Here is a 16,762-nt window from a genome sequence, read left to right as displayed (position 1 = left end):
TGCCTGTGCGCCGGAAGTGTCAGGTGAGGTTCCGGTTCACCGAGGTCTGTTCGGGCCTGGCACGGGCAGGGCAGGGACCACATCGTCGGCGGGGCCGGGGGCGCGCCCTCCCCGTACCCCCAGTCCCGCCGCCGCCAGCAGGAGCGCGCCCAGCATCACGAACGGCGCGGCGGTGCCCGCCACTCCGGCGATCAGACCGGCGGACGCGGGGGCGGCGACCTGACCGAGACGGTTTCCGGTCAGCCGGAGGGCGAGGGCGGTGGAACGGGCCTCCGCCGGGGCCGCCTGGACCACTGTGGTCATCGACAGCGGCTGGCCGACCCCGAGACAGAAGCCGAGCACGGCGAGCATCGCGGCCAGCGCCCAGACGGGGACCGGCAGGGCGATGCCCGCGCAGAGCAGTCCGGCCAGCAGGCAGGTCGTGGTGAGCAGCGCCGTGCGGCCGAGGACACGGAGCATCGGTGTCATGACCAGGCGGCAGGCGATGGTGGCGGCGGCGCGCAGGCTGAGCAGCAGACCGATGGTGGCCGGGGCGATGGCGCGGTGCTCGCCGATGACCGGCAGATACGCGGTGAGGATGTCCGTGGCGGAGAGCACGGCGAGACTGATGACGATGCCCGCCGGGACGCCCCGGGTGCGCAGGATGCGGCCGACCGGCACCTTCGCCGCGGGCGCCGGGGCGCGGTCACCCGGGGCGGTGCGGTGTTCGATGCGCCAGAGCGAGACGAACGACGCGGTGGCGACGGCCGCCGAGACGACCAGCGCGAGTGCGCTCGTACGGCCCAGGAGGCCGTCACGTTCGGAGATCACGTACCCGGCGGCAACCGGCCCGATGAGCTGGCCGAGGGAGGCGCCGATGGTGAAGTGGCCGAAATTGCGGTCCTGTTCGGCGGGCGCGGACTGACGCGCGACGATCGACTGGGCGCCGATCACGAAGCAGAGATGGCCGAGTCCCATGACGCCGCTCCAGGCCGCCATCGCCGGGAGGGAGCCCGCTGTACCGCTGAGGGCGCAGCCGCCGGCGATCAGGACGACGCCGAGGGGCAGCAGGGGTGCGCACCGGCCGTGGTCCGTCCGTCGCCCCAGCGGGACGGCGGCGAAGAGCGGGAGGAGCGCGTACACCCCGGTGATCACGCCGATGGCGCGTTCGTCCGCGCCGAGCGAAAGAGCCCGGTAGGAGACGGCGGGCCGCGCCATCGAGACCGCCCCCTGCGCGAAGGCGAAGGCGATGACGAGGCGCAGCAGCCAGCTCCTGCCGGGCCCTTCCGTGTGGTCCATGGGTCACATGATCCCGAAGAGGAGTCCGGCGCAGAGCACCACCAGTGAAGTGAGCGCGGCCCACTTGACGGTGAACCTGGTGTGGTCGCCGAACTCGACCTTCGCCATGCCGACGAGGACGTAGACGGCGGGGACCAGCGGGGACGACATGTGGAGCGGCTGGCCGATCAGGGAGGCGCGGGCGATCTCCAGCGGGGAGACACCATGGGCGGCGCCGGCTTCGGCGAGCACGGGGAGGACGCCGAAGTAGAAGCCGTCGTTGGACATGAAGTAGGTGAGCGGGATGCTCAGGACGCCGGTGACGATCGCCATGTGCGGGCCCATGCCGTCCGGGATCGCGCCGACGAGCCAGTCCGCCATGTGCTTGACCATGCCGGTGCCGGAGAGCACGCCGGTGAAGACGGCGGCGGCGAAGACCATGCCGGAGACGTTGAGAACGTTGTCGGCGTGGGCCGCGACGCGGGCCCGCTGGTCGGGCATGTGGGGGAAGTTGACGGTGAGGGCGAGGGCCGCGCCGAGCAGGAAGAGCACCGGGATCGGCATCAGCTCCATGATCATCGCGGTGAGGAGTGCGACGGTGAGACCGGCGTTGAACCAGTAGAGCTTGGGCCGCAGCGTGGCGCGGTTCGGGTCGAGGCCCTTGAAGCCCTCGTCGTCCGCGTCGCCGTCGTACGCCGCTGCCGCCGCGTGCTCGGCGTCCGTGCCCGTACCGGCTCCGCCGGGGTTCTTGCGGGTACGGTCGCTGCCGCCGCCTGCACCGGCTCCGGCGCCTGCACCGACGAGAACCGTCTCGGGCTCCTGGACGATGGCCTCGTCGAGGGTGAGGATGCCCAGCCGCTTGCGCTCGCGCCGGCCGAGGACGACGGCCAGGAGGATGACCGCGAGCAGTCCGACGCCGAGGGCCGGAATCATCGGGACGAAGATGTCGCCCGCGTCCAGCTTCAGGGCGGTGGCGGCTCGGGCGGTGGGACCGCCCCAGGGCAGGGTGTTCATGACGCCGTTGGCCGTGGCGGCGACACCGGTCATCACGACCAGGCTCATCTTGAGGCGCTTGTAGAGCGGATACATCGCCGAGACGGTGATCATGAAGGTGGTGGAACCGTCGCCGTCCAGCGAGACGATCGCGGCGAGCACCGCCGTACCGACGACGATCCGCATCGGGTCGGCCTTGCAGAAGCGCAGAATGCCGCGGACGATCGGATCGAAGAGGCCGACGTCGATCATCACACCGAAGTAGACGATGGCGAACATCAGCATCGCGGCGGTCGGGGCGAGGTTGCCCACGCCGTCGATCACGTAGTCACCGAGCTTGGCGCCCTGCCCGACGGCGACACAGAAGAGTGCGGGGATCAGGACCAGCGCCGCGATCGGCGACATCTTCTTCATCATGATCAGGACCAGGAAGGTCGCAATCATGGCAAAGCCGAGGATTGTCAGCATGTGGGATACCTATCGTTCACCCTTGAACTCCCACCGGAGTCGGTGGTGCGGATGACGTTAGGGCGCGACTCACAGTCTTAACAAGACGTTGACATGCGAGCAATACGAGCAAAACCCCAGGTCAACGGCTTGGTGCCACCGCGACGGGGATGCCGTTGAGCACGGCGGTGCCGGACAGCCGGTCGAGCAGGGTGCCATCGAGGAGCTGGTTGACGTTGACTCCTGGGGTGGCGGCCGCGACGGACATCCGGGTGCCGGGGCGGTCGTGCCCCCAGCCGTGCGGGAGACTCACCACTCCGGTCCGCACGCTCTCCGTGATCTCCACGGGTGCGGTCAGTGCACCGCCGTCCGCCGTGATCGTGGCCAAGGCGCCGTCCGCCAGTCCGAGCCGGGCCGCGTCGTCGGGGTGCATCTGCAGGGTGCAGACGTTCGAGCCGCCACGCAGCGCGGCGACGTTGTGCATCCAGCTGTTGTTGGAGCGCAGGTGGCGGCGGCCGACGAGAACGAGCGAGTCGGCTCCCCGCTCAGTGGCCAGGGCGCTGCGGAGCCTGGGCAGATCGGCGGCGATCGGCGCGGGGAGAAGTTCGATGCGTCCGCTGCGAGTGGTCAGGACCTCCGGGATGCGGGGTCGGAGCGGTCCGAGATCGATGCCGTGCGGGTGGGCGAGCAGCCGGTCCAGGGTGAGACCCTCGGGGTCGGCGCCGAAGCCTTCGCCGTACGGGCCGAGGCGGAGCATCAGATCGAGACGGCGCTCCGGTCCGGTGCGTCCGGTGAGCGCGGCGGCGAGTTCGGCGGGAGTGCGCCCGTGGACGGGCGAGTGCGGGTCGGCGACGGTCCTGGCCAGCACCCGGTCGATGATCATGGCGTCCACGGCGGACGGGTCGGCTCCGTGCATCCCGGAGACGGCGAGGACGAGCCGGGCGAGGATCTCGCTCTCGCCGAGCAGGCCGTCGGCGAGCGGGACGGCGGGGCGGGTGTAGCGGACCTGGTTGCGTACGGCGAGGGCGAAAAACGCGAAGTCGAAGTGGGCGCTCTGCGAGGGCGGCGGCGGGGGCAGCACCACATGTGCGTGGCGTGAGGTCTCGTTGAGGTACGGGTCGACGCTGATCATGAAGTCGAGCCCGCCCAGGGCGCGGTCCAGACGGTCGCCGTCGGGGGCGGAGAGCACGGGGTTGGCGGCGAGGACGATCAGGGCGCGGATCCGGTCCTCCCCCGGGGTCTCGATCTCCTCGGCCAGGGCGGCGATGGGCAGTTCGCCCTTGGCCTCGGGGTGTCCGGAGACCCGGCTCGCCCAGCGTCCGAGTGTGAAGCCCTTGCCGGGGGCGGCGGGGCGCGGGGCGCGGGCGGTGGCGGTGGCGGTGGCGGTGGCGGTGGCGGAAAAAGGGAAGAGGGCGCCGCCGGGGCGGTCGGACCCGGATCGTCCCGCGCGGTGAGGTGCGGTGCCGGATTCAGTCCAGGACCCGGGCCAGGTACGCCTGGATCAGCACGCGGGTCTCCGCGACGATCGCCGGATCGCCCGACGGATCGGCACGGAAGGCGAGTTGGAGGAGCGCGTCGGCGGCTTCGACGCAAACCAGGATCGTCCGGAGCAGATCCCCGTCGGGGGCGCGCCCCAGATGGCCGGAGAGCAGTGGGGTGAGCCGGTCCGCGACGCGGTGATTGGCGTCGGAGGCCGGGTCGTCCACGGGGGCCGGGGCGCCGAAGTCGACGAGGGCGAAGCCGGCGACGGAGCGCTTCATCGCCAGGTATTCGTCGAGCACGGCATCGATGGCGCTGCGCCAGTCGGTGGCCGGGATGGCGGCCAGGCGGCCGGTGATGCGCTCCGCGTAACTGTCCAGGTTGCGCCGGGCCAGGGCGTCGGCGAGGGCGCGCTTGTTGGAGAAGAACCGGTAGACGGAGCCGATCGGGACTTCCGCGCGGGCGGCGACGGCCCGGGTGGACAGCTGCTCGTAACCGGTCTCGTCGAGGAGTTCGGCGCAGGCGTCGAGTATCCGGGCGAGGCGTTCGGCGCTGCGCTGCTGCACGGGGGCGCGGCGGAGGTTCGTATTCGCATGGGGCACGGGCTCCATGATGCCGTGACTCTCCTCTGCGGGACGGACGGGTGCGGACCTGCGGCCAGGCGAGGAGCAGGGTCAGCCCCCCGATGGTGTACGCGATCATCAGGGCCAGCAGGGGGAGTTGCCCCGCGACGGCGCGGGCGGGCGGGAAGAGACGCACGGACCGGTCGGGGGCGGCGACGACGAGGACGTGCCCGACGGCGATCGCGGTGACCTGGAGGATGGCGATGCCGCCGGGGGCCAGGGGCGGTTCGGCCGGGGGACCGGATTGTCACGACCCCGCACCGGATCCGCGACGCGCCACCGCCCCGCCCCGTTGACGTGCCCCGATCTGATTCCTACGGTGTCCCATAGGATTTCTTCGGCACCGGGAGCGCGGCATGGGCGGCACCAGCGGCATCGAGCAGGCGAGGAAGACGGCGGAAGCGCTTGCGCACTCCGCCGGTTTCGGCAACGAGCACAGCTCCGAGGCGGTCCCGGGGGCGCTGCCGCACGGCCGCAACTCGCCGCAGCGAGCACCCCTCGGGCTCTACGCCGAGCAGCTGAGCGGCTCGGCCTTCACCGAACCGCGCGCCCACAACCGCCGTTCCTGGCTCTACCGGATCCGACCCTCGGCCGCCCACCCGCCGTTCGTACGGATCGACAACGGCGCGGTGCGCACCGCCCCGTTCACCGAGTCCGTCCCCGATCCGAACCGGCTGCGCTGGGACCCGCTCCCCGACCCCGCCCCCGGTACGGACTTCCTGGCAGGCCTGTGGACCCTCGGCGGCAACGGCGACGCCACCCAGCGCACCGGCATGGCCGTGCACCTCTACCACGCCAACACGGCCATGACCGACCGGGTGTTCAGCGACTCCGACGGCGAACTGCTGATCGTCCCGGAGCGCGGCGGTCTGCTGCTCCGTACCGAACTGGGCCTGCTGCGCGCCGAACCCGGCCACATCGCACTGATCCCCCGCGGTGTCCGTTTCCGTGTGGACCTTCTCGACGACTCCGCCCGCGGCTATGTCTGCGAGAACTACGGGCAGCCGTTCACCCTCCCCGATCTCGGCCCGATCGGCGCCAACGGTCTCGCCAACGCCCGGGACTTCCTCGCTCCCGTCGCGGCGTACGAGGACGAGGACCGCCCGGTCCAGGTGATCAACAAATTCTGCGGCAACCTCTGGTCCGCGACGTACGACCACTCGCCGCTCGACGTGGTCGCCTGGCACGGCAACCACACCCCGTACGTCTACGACCTGCACCGGTTCAATGTGATCGGCTCCATCAGCTACGACCACCCCGACCCGTCGATCTTCACGGTGCTGACATCGCCGTCCGACACCCCCGGTCTCGCCGGAGTGGATTTCGTCGTCTTCGCGCCGCGCTGGCTGGTCGGTGAGGACACGTTCCGGCCGCCGTACTTCCACCGCAATGTGATGAGCGAGTACATGGGGCTGATCGAGGGGGCGTACGACGCGAAGACGGCCGGCCGGGGCGGCTTCGTGCCGGGTGGCGGCTCGCTCCACAACATGATGTCGGCGCACGGCCCGGACCGGGAGACCTTCGACCGGGCGAGCGCGGCGGAGCTGAAACCGCAGAAGATCGACGACGGTCTTGCCTTCATGTTCGAGACCCGCTGGCCGGTCACGGCGACCGGACAGGCGGCAACCGCCGACCATCTGCAGCGCGGGTACGACGACGTGTGGCAGGGTCTCGAACGCAACTTCCGGCCATAGGCGAAGCCGCTGCTTCCCGGCCCCGCTCGTCGCGTCCGCAGTGTCGCAGTACGGAGAGTCCAGGTGACCCAGGTGCCTCAACTGCCCCAGACGCCCCAGATGACGGCCTTCGCCCCCGACTCGTTGGTCCTGAACCGCAAACTGCCGCTGTGGTACCAGGTCTCGCAGTCCCTGCGCGCGTCCATACTCGGCCGCGCCCAGGATGCCTCGCTGCGGCTGCCGACCGAGGAGCAGCTCGCCGCGCACTACGGCGTCAGCGTCCTCACGATGCGGCAGGCGCTCAAGGAACTGGAGACGGAGGGGCTGATCAGCAGACACCGGCGGCGCGGCACCTTCATCGAGCCGAGGGCCCGCCGGGCCACGCCTGTCCGGCTGCTCGGCTCGATCGATGCGATCGTCGCCCAGCAGTCGGGCGAGTGCACCACGGTCCTCGGCCATGGCCCGCTCACCCTGCCGCGCGATCTCGCCGAGCACTTCCCGGGCTGTACGGAAGTGGTCGGCTACCGGCGGCTGCGCTGCGACGGCGAGAGCGGCGAGCCCACCAACTGGGCGGAGAACGCGGTGCATCCCGAGGTCGCGGCCCGGCTCGATGCCGCCGATCTCGAACGCTGGCCGATGACCAAGGTGCTGCGCGACCGCGTCGGCGTCCGGATCGCCCGGATCACGGACACGGTCGAGGCACGGCTCGCGGACCCGGCCACCGCCGAGCTCCTCCAGGTCCCGCTGCTCAGCCCGATCCTCTTCTACACAGGGGTGACGTACGACGAGAGCGGACGGGTGGTGGACGTGGCACAGATCCGGTACCGGGGAGACAGGTTCTCGTTCTCGGTGACGGTCGAAGCGCACTGACCGCACACGACGCGCCGTTACGATGCCTGGGGCGGCGGACGTGGCGACGGGGAGGACGACACGGTGGCAGCACGGGCGGGCGCCGGAGCCGGCGCGGACGACGGCATCCCGCTGCTGGACGACCTCATGCCATGGTCGGTACGGCCTCTGCGCACCGGGCGCCCCTGGGTGACCGCCCCGGACGCCGGTTCCCTCAAGGCCCGTTGGGAGCGGCTGGTCCGCGCCGAAGGAGCCGAGCGCGACCAGCTGTTCCGGCCCACCCGTTCCCGTACGCCGCAGACCGCGGTCGCCGCCCTGCCCGGACAGGCCACCTCCACCAGCCGGTTCGCCCGGGAGTCCGGGCCGTGCCCCGAACCGATACGGATCCTGCACGGCCCGTTCGACGAGCAGTGGCTGATCCCCGACCACCGGCTGATCGACGCCGCCCGCCCGGAACTGTGGAGGGTCGCCGACGCGCACCAGCTCTTCGCCGTCGAGCACGGGTACGTCCCGCAGGACACCGGCCCCGCCGTGTCCGTGACGGCGCTGCTGCCCGACGGGCACTCGCCTGCGGGCCGCCCCGGCCGGATCCGGCCGCTCTACCGACGGCCCGGCGGACGGGAACCCAATCTGGCGCCCGGCCTGCTCGGGCTGCTGCGCGCCCGGTACGGGGACGCGGTCACCGCGGAGGCCGTGCTGGCGTGGATCGTCACGGCGGCCCGTCACACCCCCGCCGGGTCCGTCGTGCCGCTGCCCGCCGACACCGCACGCTGGTGGGCCGGGGTGGAGCTGGGCCGGGAGCTGTTGCGGCTGCACCTGCGCGGCGCGCGCGGCGCGGAGCGCCCGCGGCTGCCCGGCGGACGGCGCCCCTATGTGCGGGCCGCGGTACCGGCCGCTCCGGGCACGCTGGAGTACGACCCCGGCGACGAGGCACTCCTGCTGGGTACGGGCCGCATCTCGCCCGTACCGGCCGGGGTGTGGGAGTTCCGGGTGGGCGGGGTCCGGACGCTGGAGCTCTGGTTCGAGCGCCGCGCCGCGGCGGCCGGAGCGGAGGACCTGGGCGGCCTGGAAGCGGTCCGGCCCCGTGCCTGGCCCCAGGAGTGGACCTCGGAGCTGCTGGAACTGATCACCGTGCTCGCCCTGCTCGCCGAACTCCGTCCCCGGCAGGAGGGCCTGGCCGACGGCCCGCAGATCACGGCCGGCGATCTCCGCGCGGCAGGCGTCCTGCCGGTCCCGGCCACGGCCAGGCGGCCCGCGTCGGTGCTCGACCATCAGGAGGAGGGGCCGGACGGGCAGTTCGCGCTGCTGTGACGGCATCGGGGGTGCATACACACTACCGGTCGAAGGAGTCCAGAACCCGGTGCAGCGCCCGGTCGAAGACGCCGTCCAGATCGATCGGTCCGGGGTCCTCGGCGAATCCCGCCGCCATCCTCGGATATTTCCCGGTCGCGATCTGGCTGATCAGATAGCCGGTGCGCGCGGCTTGCTCCTGCTCCTCGGACCAGGGAAGCGACCGGCTGCGCTCCGCCGTGGCGATCTCGTTGGCCACATAGGTGGTGACCACACCATTGACCATGGCGATGAGTTCCATCTTCTCGCCGAATCGCGCGTCGACCCCGTCCAGGCAGCTGAGCGTGTACTCCAGATACCGCAGCGCGTTCGGGCTGAAACCGTACACGGGTGACATGAGCCGGGGCACCCAGGTGTGGCGGTGCATCATCTCGCGGGCCTGATGGGCCAGCGCGATGAGATCGGCACGCCAGTCGCCGGACGGCTCCGGGAACTCGTACCCGCCGCTGGCCGCGTCGAACATCAGCTCGTGAAGGTCCTCCTTGCGCGGCACGTAGTTGTAGAGCGACATCGTGCCGCAGCCGAGCTCCGCCGCGACCTTCCGCATGGACACCGCGTCCAGACCCTCCGCATCGGCGATACGGACGGCGGCTGCCGCGATGTCGGCACGGCTGAACGCGGGCCTGGGGCCTCGGCCCGCGCGCTCGGGGCGCGCCCAGATCACTTCGGGTACAGCGGGTCGCCCCACCATCGATCATCACCTCACTCATCATCGTAGTTACGTACACCGTACGTAGTGCGATACGGTGGGCCGCATGACAACTACGTACGCTGTACTTAGTGAAGGTCTGGAGAAGCGTTACGGCGATGTCCACGCGCTGCGCGGGCTCGATCTCGCGGTCGCCGAGGGCACCGTCTGCGGAGTACTGGGGCCGAACGGCGCGGGCAAAACCACCGCCGTCCGGGTCCTCACCACACTGACGGCACCGGACGGCGGAAGCGCCCGGGTCGCGGGCCACGACGTGGTGCGCCGGGCAGGCGCGGTGCGCGCGGCGATCGGCGTCACCGGACAGAACGCCTCGGTCGACGGCGAACTGTCCGGCCGCCAGAACCTGCGGCTCTTCGCCAAGCTGCTCCGGTTCCGTGGCGAGGCCGTGCGCACCCGCGCCGACGAACTGCTGGAACGCTTCGAGCTGACGGAGGCAGCCGACCGCCCGGCCCGCACCTACTCGGGCGGCATGCGCCGCCGTCTCGACCTCGCCGCCAGCCTGCTGACCCGGCCGCGGGTGCTCTTCCTGGACGAGCCGACCACCGGACTCGACCCGCACAGCCGCAACCAGATCTGGGCGGTCGTACGCGAACTCGCCGGCCGGGGCACGACCGTCCTGCTCACCACCCAGTATCTGGAGGAGGCCGATCAGCTGGCCGACGACATCGTGCTGATCGACCAGGGCCGGGCCGCCCACCGCGGCACCCCCGCCGAGCTGAAGGCCCGCATCGGTTCGTACGCCGAGGTGGTCGTCCCCCACGCATCGGCGCTGGTTCCGGCGGCGGCCGTCCTCGACCAGCTCACCGGCGCCGAACCGGTGCTCGACCATGAGCGCCGCACCGTGGGCGCCGTCGCGACCGACACCACGCTCACCCTCCCGCGTATCGTCCGCGAACTCGACGCGGCCGGCGTACCGCTGATCGACGCGAGCCTGCGCCCGCCCACGCTCGACGAGGTCTTCCTCCGCCTGACCGGCCGCGGCGACGGCCGCACCTCCCCGCCCCTGAAGGAGACGGCAGCATGAGCAGCACCGTACTGGCCCACGAGCAGCGCACCGCAGCCGCCACGAGCGCCCCGATCGCCGACAGCGTGGCCTTGCTGGGCCGCCATCTGCAGCGGATCAAAGCAGCCCCGGGCGTCGTGATCCTGACCCAGACCATGCCGATCACGATGCTGCTGTTCTTCGGGTACGTGTTCGGCAGCGCACTGGCCATGCCGGGGCAGGAGTACCGCGTGTTCCTCGTGCCGGGGCTGCTCGCGGCGACTGCGGCGAACGGCATCATGACCGGGATGTTCCAGTCCGCACAGGACTGCCACCGGGGGGTGGCGGACCGGTTCCGCACGCTGCCGATGAGCCGCATCGCCGTACCGTTCGGCCAGACCGCCGCCGATCTGCTGACCACGGCCATCGGCATGGTCCCTCTGATCCTGGTCGGGCTCGCGGTCGGCTGGCGGATCGAGGGCGGCCCGCTCGCCGCCCTGGGCGCCTTCGCGCTGCTGCTGCTCCTCCGGTTCGCCACGTCGTGGATGGGCTGCTGGCTGGGCCTGCTGATCCGTAACGAGGAGGCGGCCGGCCAACTGGGCAGCGCCACGTTCATCCTGCCGCTGCTGTCCAGCGCGTACATCCCGACCGACAATCTGCCGGGCTGGCTGCGGACGATCGCGGAGTGGAACCCGATCAGCGCCATGGCCGCCGCCACCCGCGACCTGTTCGGCAATGCGGTACCGTCCGCGGACGCGGCCTGGCCGGCAGCCCACCCGGTAGCGGGCACACTCGCCTGGTCGGCGGCGCTCCTCGCCGTGTTCGTACCACTGGCCGTCCGGCGCCATGCGCGCGGCGGCGAGTGACACGTACCCCTCGGGGGCCACCACACCGGTGCGACGGATGCCCCCACGGCTTCGCGTACGGCCCCCTACAACGGCCGCACCCGGGCGGCAGGGCCGTGCTGCTCAGCCCCCGGCCTGTGCCGGCTCGGCGGCGTACGGGAGCAGTTCGCTGGAGCCGCGGATCACCAGACGGGTGGGGACCGTGATGGTCCGGGCACGGGAGCGGTCGCCGTCCAGGCGGGCGAGAGCGGTCCTGGCCGCTGCTTCGCCGATGGCCGCCGGGTCCTGGGCCACGACGGTCAGCCCCGGCTCGAGCACGTCGGCGAGCGGGAGGTCGTCGAACGTGACCAGAGCGATGTCCTTGCGTCCCGCGCGGGTGAGTTGGGCGACGACCCCGAGGGCCGCGATGTTGTTCGCCGCGAACAGGGCGGTGGGCGGATTCGGCAGGGCCAGCAGTGCGGTGGTCTCGGCGGCGGCCGTTTCCTGGCCGTGGGCGCCGGTCACCAGGGTCCGGTCGTAGGGCAGGCCGGCCTCGGCGAGCGCGGAGCGGTAGCCGGCGAGCCGCTCGCGCCGGGTGTAGAGCCTGGTGGGGAGGTCTCCGATGAACCCGATCCGCCGGTGACCCCGGGCGATGAGATGGGAGACGCCCTCGTGGACCCCGGTCCGGTTGGAGCTGACGACGCAGTCGGCCGACAGCCCGGCACCCGGCCGGTCGAGGAACACCACCGGCAGGCCGGCCGAGCGCTGTGCCTTGAGGTAGCTGTGATCGGCTCCGAACGCGGGGACCACCATCAGCATGCTGACGCGCCGGGCGAGGAAGGTCTGGGTCAACGCCCGCTCGCGGTCCGGGTCTTCGGCCGACGAGCCCATGAGAAGGGTGAGTCCCCGGCTGCGCACGACGTCCTCTATGCCGCCGGCGACGGTGCCGAAGAAGGGGTTGCCCAGGTCCGGCACGACAAGGCCGACGGTGGTGTCGGGGCCCCCGACACGGATGTTGCGGGCCATCAGGTTCGGCTGGAAGCCGAGCTTCGCCACCGCGGCGAGCACGCGCTCCCGGGTCTGCGGTGAACTCGGCCCGTCCTCGTTGAGCACCCGGGACACCGTTTTGGCGCTGACGCCCACTTCCCTGGCGACGTCGGCCAGCGTGGGGCGGCGGTTCGCGGCCATCTACCACCGTTCCTGTGCGTTCGTCGGGCCCGGCCCCTGCTGGGGCCGGGCCCGCTGTCCTGTTGTCGATACGGCGACTCAGTGGGCGGACACGCCTGCCGCCTCCGCGGCGTCCGCGTCGGCAACGACCGTACCCCCATCGTCGTTCACCCTGAGCGCCCCGGTCATGATGGCGACGACCTCTGCCATGGAATGGTCGGACGGCTTGATCAGCGCCTCGCGCCGGCCAAGCCGGTGGACGTGGATGCGGTCGGCGATCTCGAAGACGTGCGGCATGTTGTGACTGATCAGGACCACGGGCATGCCCTTGTCCCGGACCCGTCGGATCAGGTCGAGGACCTGTCCCGACTCCTTGACACCCAGCGCGGCCGTGGGCTCGTCCATCACGACGACGCTCTTGGCCCAGGCGACGGATCGCGCGACCGCCACGGCCTGCCGCTGACCGCCGGACAGGGTCTCCACCGCCTGGGTCAGCGACCGCAGACCGATCTTGAGGTCAGCCATGTGAGCCGCCGCCTCCTGGCGCATCCTCTTCTTGTCGAGCATGCGCAGCGCGCTGCCGAGGAAGCCCGGCCGGCGCAGTTCGCGTCCGAGGAACATGTTGGAGGCGATGTCCATCGAGGCGGCGACGGCCAGGTCCTGGTAGACGGTCTCGATGCCGTGCTGCCGGGCGCTCTGCGGGCCGGTGAACTTGATGGGTTCGCCGTTCAGCCGGATCTCCCCCTCGTCCGGGGTGACCGCGCCGGTGAGGGCCTTGATCAGACTGGTCTTGCCGGCGCCGTTGTCGCCGATGACGGCGAGGACCTCGCCGGGCAGCAGATCGAAGTCGGCTCCGTCGATGGCGGTGACTTGGCCGTACCGCTTGACCAGGCCGCGAGCCTGGAGAACGGGCGTCACAGGGACGGTGCTCATCGTGCCTTCCTCCGGGAGATCTGGTCGACGGTCACGGCGAGGACAACCAGGACGCCGGTGATCAGGGTCTGGTAGATGGAGGCGACACCCATCAGCTGGAGGCCGTTGCGGAACACACCGACGATGAGGACGCCGATGAACGTGCCGAGGACGGCGCCCCGGCCGCCGAAGAGGCTGGTTCCACCCAGGACGACGGCGGTGATGCTGTCGAGGTTGTCGGTCTGTCCCGCCTGCGGGTCGCCGACGCCCGTGCGGGAGAGCAGCAGCAGCGCGGCGATTCCGTAGACGAGTCCGGCCAGGGCGTAGATCCCGACGGTCAGCCGGGAGGTGCGGATGCCGTTGAGCCGGGCGGCCTCGGGGCTGTTGCCCAGCGCGTACACGTGCCGGCCCCATGACGTGCTGCTGAGCGCGTAGGCGAAGATCAGGAACAGGGCGATGGTGACGAGCGAGCCGTAGGTGATGTCGGTGTTGCCCAGCGGAAACGTCTCACCGAGTGCGGTCAGCGGCGCCGGAAGGTTGGTGATCGTCTGCTCGGCCGAGTAGATGTGGGTCAGGGCGAACGCCACGTTCAGCATGCCGAGGGTGACGATGAACGGCGGGAGCGGGATCAGCTGCACCAGCAGGCCGTTGACCAGGCCGAAGCCCGCGCAGACGACGAGGCCGAGGGCGATCGCGGCGAGCGGCGGCAGGCCGCCCTCGGCGGCCGTCTTGGCGATGACGATGCTGCCGAACGCCATGACGGCGCCGCAGGAGAGGTCGATACCGGCGGTGAGGATGATCAGGGTCTGACCGATGGCCAGCGTGCCCACGACCATGACCTGCTGGACGATGAGGGAGAAGTTGCCGCCGGAGAGGAACTGCTCGGTCGTCAGGGAGAAGAAGACGCAGGCGAGCAGAAGAGCGACGAGTGGGCCCGTGGTCGGTGTGGTGAGCAGCCGACGGACCGTTGTCGGTCCTTTCAGCTGGTCGTAGGGCAGGGTATTGGCAGTCATGGTGGTGGTCCTTGCCGGTGGTCGATGTTCGCCGGAGGGAGGTTTCGCCAGAGGGGGTATGCGCCGGAAGGTGTTCGCCGGAGGGGTGGGCGGTCCGGCCCCGGGGACAGGGCGGTCGTGGCCGGACCGTCCGGCCACGGGAGCGACCGGTCAGGGAGGGACTTTCACCGCTCGCCCGGACCCGGGGACTCAGCCCCAGCACTTCTCCAGGCCGTACGCGGTGTCCTTCGCGTCGACACCCGGCTTGGGCGCATCGGTGATGAGCGTGACGCCGGTGTCGGTGTAACCGGAGGTCTTCTTGCCGTCCTTGGCGAAGTCGGCGACCGCCTTGACGCCCTGGGACGCCATCTCGAGCGGGTACTGCTGCGACGTCGCCGCGATCTTTCCTTCCTTGACGGCCTTCGTGCCGGTGCAGCCGCCATCGACGGAGACGACCAGCACCTTCTTCTCCAGACCCTTGGCCTTCAGCGCGGTGTAGGCACCCAGCGCGGCCGGTTCGTTGATCGTGTACACGACGTTGATGTCCGGGGACTTCTGGAGGCAGTTCTCCATGGCGGTCTGGCCCTTGGCCTGGTCGCCGCCGGTGTCCTGCATACACACGACCGACGTGTCGCCCTCCGCGACGCCGAAGCCCTTGAGGAAGCCCTGGTGCCGCTGCACACCCACCGCGACGCCGGGCTGGAGGTCCAGGGTGGCGATCTTCGCCTCCTTGCCGGCCATGGCGGCCTTGGCGTACCGGCCGATGAGTTCGCCCGCCTTGACGTTGTCGGTGGCGAACAAGGCGTCGGTGGCGTCCTGCGGCTCGGTCGGGCTGTCGAGCGCGATGACCAGCACGCCCTTGGCGCGCGCCTTCTCGAGGGCGGGGACGATCGCCTTGGAGTCGTTGGGCGTGATGAGGATGCCCTTCACCCCGGAGTTGACCATGTTCTCGATCGCGGTGACCTGGCCCGCGTTGTCCCCGTCGAACTTCCCGGCCGCGCTGACGAGTTCGACGCCATTGTCCTTCGCGGCCCGCTCGGCGCCCTCCTTCATCTTCACGAAGAACGGGTTGGTGTCCGTCTTGGTGATCAGCCCGACCTTCACCCCGTCGCCGCCGGACTCTCCCTGCGCGCCGGAGCCGCAGGCCGTCAGAGTCAGCGCCGAGGCGGCGGCGAGAGCGGTGAATCCGATGGAGGCGCGAACGGCGCGGTATGTGCGAAGCATGACTGATCTCCTGCTGGACGAGGGCGGAGCGGCCGCGCTGATCGAAAGGGCTGCGGCGCAAAGAGACTGCTGCTGTCGAGATGCTGTGGAGGAGGTGTCAGCGTTGACTCATGTCATCGTTGACACTGCCTGCGGAGGATGATGGACTCCGTCACCCGGAAACGTCAATGCCTTGACACCGTCACAAATCGGCAACGTCGCCCGCACCACCTCACGTCGAGAACACCGCCCTGTGTGAGCTTCCTCAGGAACCGTGCAACGCAGCCGTTCCCCCGCTGCCCACTTGGAGAGAAACAGCCATGCGCCTGCCTCTGGTCACCGTCCTCGGAGAATGCGTCGCGGACGCCTTCACCGTCCCCGCACCCGCGCCGGGTGAGCTCGCCCTGCGGGTCCTGCCGGGCGGCGGCCCGGCGAACACCGCAGTGGCGCTCGCCCGGCTGGGCACGCCCGCCCGCTTCCTGGCACGGCTGTCGGACGACGTCTTCGGCCGGCTGTTCCTCGGGCACCTCGAGGCCTCGGGCGTCGATCTCACGGCCGCCGTACGCGCAGCCGAGCCCAGCACGCTGGCAGTCGCCGAGATCGATGCGCAGGGCCAGGCGGCGTACTCCTTCCACGCCCAGGGCACCGCGGACTGGCAGTGGACGGCGGACGAGCTCGCCGCGACGGACCTCGCCTCCACCGCCTGTCTGCACTCGGGCTCCCTGGCCCTCGTGCGCGAACCCGGCGGCACGGTCGTGGAGGAGTTCCTCGCCCGCGCCTCCGCCACGGCCACGATCTCCGTCGACCCGAACGTCCGGCCGCTGCTCGTGGCGCCGGAGGTCTACCGCGAACGCCTGCCGCGCTGGTGCGCGCTCGCGGACATCCTCCGGCTGAGCGAGGACGACCTGGAGCTGCTGCTGCCCGGGCACACGATCGAGCGCGCCTGCGACATCTGGCATGCGGCGGGCGTACCGCTCGTCGTGATCACCCGCGGGGAGCGCGGCGCGATCACCTCGCTGGACGGCGAGCGGGCCGCCGTGCCGGCGCCCCGGACCGACGTGGTCGACACCGTCGGTGCGGGCGACTCCTTCACCGCGGGCCTCCTGCACCACCTCGGCGCCAAGGGGCTGCTCGGCGGACGGCTGACGGATCTGCGGATCGAAGACGCCGCCGAGGCCTGCGCGTTCGCCGCCCGGGTGGCGGCGCTGACCTGCAGTGTCATCGGGCCGAACCCGCCGTGGGCAAGCCAGTTGCGGCTGCCGGCGCCGACGGCCGGACACGCCGGTCCCTGATCCGCCGGCC

The 16,762-nt window shown here is 71.1% G+C and carries 14 protein-coding genes and 2 pseudogenes; 6 read left to right on the top strand and 10 right to left on the bottom strand.

Annotation, left to right across the window (positions count from 1 at the left end; genetic code table 11):
- Positions 1–36: 36 nt before the first annotated feature.
- From AB0I23_RS16770 to AB0I23_RS16750, 5 genes and pseudogenes are all read right to left on the bottom strand, one after another.
- Complete coding sequence (locus AB0I23_RS16770) at positions 37–1,278, bottom strand: MFS transporter (protein WP_359109915.1); 1,242 nt, start codon at positions 1,276–1,278, stop codon at positions 37–39.
- A gap of 3 nt (positions 1,279–1,281) precedes the next feature.
- Positions 1,282–2,718 carry a CitMHS family transporter gene (locus AB0I23_RS16765; RefSeq protein ID WP_359109914.1) on the bottom strand — a complete coding sequence of 479 codons (1,437 nt, stop codon included), beginning with the start codon at positions 2,716–2,718 and terminating at the stop codon, positions 1,282–1,284.
- A 121-nt stretch (positions 2,719–2,839) separates the two neighbouring features.
- Positions 2,840–4,126, bottom strand: a pseudogene (locus AB0I23_RS16760) (molybdopterin dinucleotide binding domain-containing protein); the annotation flags it as partial.
- Between the two features lie 40 nt (positions 4,127–4,166).
- Positions 4,167–4,787 carry a TetR/AcrR family transcriptional regulator gene (locus AB0I23_RS16755; protein WP_359109913.1) on the bottom strand — a complete coding sequence of 207 codons (621 nt, stop codon included), beginning with the start codon at positions 4,785–4,787 and terminating at the stop codon, positions 4,167–4,169.
- Positions 4,788–4,836: 49 nt separating this feature from the next.
- A pseudogene (locus tag AB0I23_RS16750) lies at positions 4,837–5,028 on the bottom strand (hypothetical protein); the annotation flags it as partial.
- Between the two features lie 127 nt (positions 5,029–5,155).
- Between AB0I23_RS16750 and hmgA the strand changes: the two are divergent.
- The 3 genes from hmgA to AB0I23_RS16735 all read left to right on the top strand — a co-directional run bounded on the left by hmgA (position 5,156) and on the right by AB0I23_RS16735 (position 8,632).
- The gene (gene hmgA / locus AB0I23_RS16745) at positions 5,156–6,493 is read left to right on the top strand and encodes a homogentisate 1,2-dioxygenase (protein WP_359109912.1); all 1,338 of its coding nucleotides are present in this window, start codon (positions 5,156–5,158) and stop codon (positions 6,491–6,493) included.
- Between the two features lie 99 nt (positions 6,494–6,592).
- The gene (locus tag AB0I23_RS16740; RefSeq protein ID WP_359109966.1) at positions 6,593–7,342 is read left to right on the top strand and encodes a GntR family transcriptional regulator; all 750 of its coding nucleotides are present in this window, start codon (positions 6,593–6,595) and stop codon (positions 7,340–7,342) included.
- Between the two features lie 63 nt (positions 7,343–7,405).
- On the top strand, positions 7,406–8,632 hold the full coding sequence (locus tag AB0I23_RS16735) for a type ISP restriction/modification enzyme (RefSeq protein ID WP_359109911.1): 1,227 nt from the start codon (positions 7,406–7,408) through the stop codon (positions 8,630–8,632).
- Between the two features lie 22 nt (positions 8,633–8,654).
- Here AB0I23_RS16735 and AB0I23_RS16730 read toward each other — a convergent pair whose 3' ends face one another.
- Positions 8,655–9,362, bottom strand: coding sequence for a TetR/AcrR family transcriptional regulator (locus AB0I23_RS16730; RefSeq protein WP_359109910.1), 708 nt, complete (start codon positions 9,360–9,362; stop codon positions 8,655–8,657).
- 64 nt (positions 9,363–9,426) lie between these two features.
- On the opposite strand from AB0I23_RS16730, the gene AB0I23_RS16725 reads away from it, so the two are divergent.
- Positions 9,427–10,404 carry an ATP-binding cassette domain-containing protein gene (locus AB0I23_RS16725; RefSeq protein WP_359109909.1) on the top strand — a complete coding sequence of 326 codons (978 nt, stop codon included), beginning with the start codon at positions 9,427–9,429 and terminating at the stop codon, positions 10,402–10,404.
- Positions 10,401–11,228, top strand: a complete 828-nt coding sequence (locus AB0I23_RS16720) for an ABC transporter permease (protein WP_359109908.1) — start codon at positions 10,401–10,403, stop codon at positions 11,226–11,228. The genes AB0I23_RS16725 and AB0I23_RS16720 overlap by 4 nt, the downstream gene beginning before the upstream one ends.
- A 102-nt stretch (positions 11,229–11,330) precedes the next feature.
- Here AB0I23_RS16720 and AB0I23_RS16715 read toward each other — a convergent pair whose 3' ends face one another.
- The 4 genes from AB0I23_RS16715 to AB0I23_RS16700 form a co-directional block, all read right to left on the bottom strand.
- A complete protein-coding gene (locus AB0I23_RS16715; RefSeq protein ID WP_359109907.1) occupies positions 11,331–12,374 on the bottom strand; it encodes a LacI family DNA-binding transcriptional regulator in 1,044 nt (347 codons plus the stop codon).
- Between the two features lie 78 nt (positions 12,375–12,452).
- Positions 12,453–13,286: an ATP-binding cassette domain-containing protein gene (locus AB0I23_RS16710; RefSeq protein ID WP_359109906.1), complete on the bottom strand. Its 834-nt coding sequence runs from the start codon at positions 13,284–13,286 to the stop codon at positions 12,453–12,455.
- On the bottom strand, positions 13,283–14,278 hold the full coding sequence (locus AB0I23_RS16705) for an ABC transporter permease (RefSeq protein WP_359109905.1): 996 nt from the start codon (positions 14,276–14,278) through the stop codon (positions 13,283–13,285). The genes AB0I23_RS16710 and AB0I23_RS16705 overlap by 4 nt, the downstream gene beginning before the upstream one ends.
- A 189-nt stretch (positions 14,279–14,467) precedes the next feature.
- The gene (locus AB0I23_RS16700) at positions 14,468–15,481 is read right to left on the bottom strand and encodes a sugar ABC transporter substrate-binding protein (RefSeq protein ID WP_359109904.1); all 1,014 of its coding nucleotides are present in this window, start codon (positions 15,479–15,481) and stop codon (positions 14,468–14,470) included.
- A gap of 299 nt (positions 15,482–15,780) precedes the next feature.
- Between AB0I23_RS16700 and AB0I23_RS16695 the strand changes: the two genes are divergently transcribed.
- Complete coding sequence (locus tag AB0I23_RS16695; protein ID WP_359109903.1) at positions 15,781–16,752, top strand: carbohydrate kinase family protein; 972 nt, start codon at positions 15,781–15,783, stop codon at positions 16,750–16,752.
- Positions 16,753–16,762: the final 10 nt, after the last annotated feature.

The sequence above is a fragment of the Streptomyces atratus genome, assembly GCF_040655115.1.
Taxonomy (GTDB): domain Bacteria; phylum Actinomycetota; class Actinomycetes; order Streptomycetales; family Streptomycetaceae; genus Streptomyces; species Streptomyces atratus_D.
The sequence above is the reverse complement of the archived record's forward strand: the minus strand, read 5'-3'. Positions and strand labels throughout refer to the sequence as shown.

What these genes read in the sequence shown, in the direction of transcription:
- AB0I23_RS16755 (WP_359109913.1), bottom strand. Translation starts at nt 4,787, where the DNA reads ATGGAGCCCGTGCCCCATGCGAATACGAACCTCCGCCGCGCCCCCGTG.
- AB0I23_RS16740 (WP_359109966.1), top strand. Translation starts at nt 6,593, where the DNA reads ATGACGGCCTTCGCCCCCGACTCGTTGGTCCTGAACCGCAAACTGCCG.
- AB0I23_RS16695 (WP_359109903.1), top strand. Translation starts at nt 15,781, where the DNA reads ATGCGCCTGCCTCTGGTCACCGTCCTCGGAGAATGCGTCGCGGACGCC.
- AB0I23_RS16705 (WP_359109905.1), bottom strand. Translation starts at nt 14,278, where the DNA reads ATGACTGCCAATACCCTGCCCTACGACCAGCTGAAAGGACCGACAACG.
- AB0I23_RS16770 (WP_359109915.1), bottom strand. Translation starts at nt 1,278, where the DNA reads ATGGACCACACGGAAGGGCCCGGCAGGAGCTGGCTGCTGCGCCTCGTC.
- hmgA (WP_359109912.1), top strand. Translation starts at nt 5,156, where the DNA reads ATGGGCGGCACCAGCGGCATCGAGCAGGCGAGGAAGACGGCGGAAGCG.
- AB0I23_RS16700 (WP_359109904.1), bottom strand. Translation starts at nt 15,481, where the DNA reads ATGCTTCGCACATACCGCGCCGTTCGCGCCTCCATCGGATTCACCGCT.
- AB0I23_RS16720 (WP_359109908.1), top strand. Translation starts at nt 10,401, where the DNA reads ATGAGCAGCACCGTACTGGCCCACGAGCAGCGCACCGCAGCCGCCACG.
- AB0I23_RS16725 (WP_359109909.1), top strand. Translation starts at nt 9,427, where the DNA reads ATGACAACTACGTACGCTGTACTTAGTGAAGGTCTGGAGAAGCGTTAC.
- AB0I23_RS16730 (WP_359109910.1), bottom strand. Translation starts at nt 9,362, where the DNA reads ATGGTGGGGCGACCCGCTGTACCCGAAGTGATCTGGGCGCGCCCCGAG.
- AB0I23_RS16715 (WP_359109907.1), bottom strand. Translation starts at nt 12,374, where the DNA reads ATGGCCGCGAACCGCCGCCCCACGCTGGCCGACGTCGCCAGGGAAGTG.
- AB0I23_RS16765 (WP_359109914.1), bottom strand. Translation starts at nt 2,718, where the DNA reads ATGCTGACAATCCTCGGCTTTGCCATGATTGCGACCTTCCTGGTCCTG.
- AB0I23_RS16710 (WP_359109906.1), bottom strand. Translation starts at nt 13,286, where the DNA reads ATGAGCACCGTCCCTGTGACGCCCGTTCTCCAGGCTCGCGGCCTGGTC.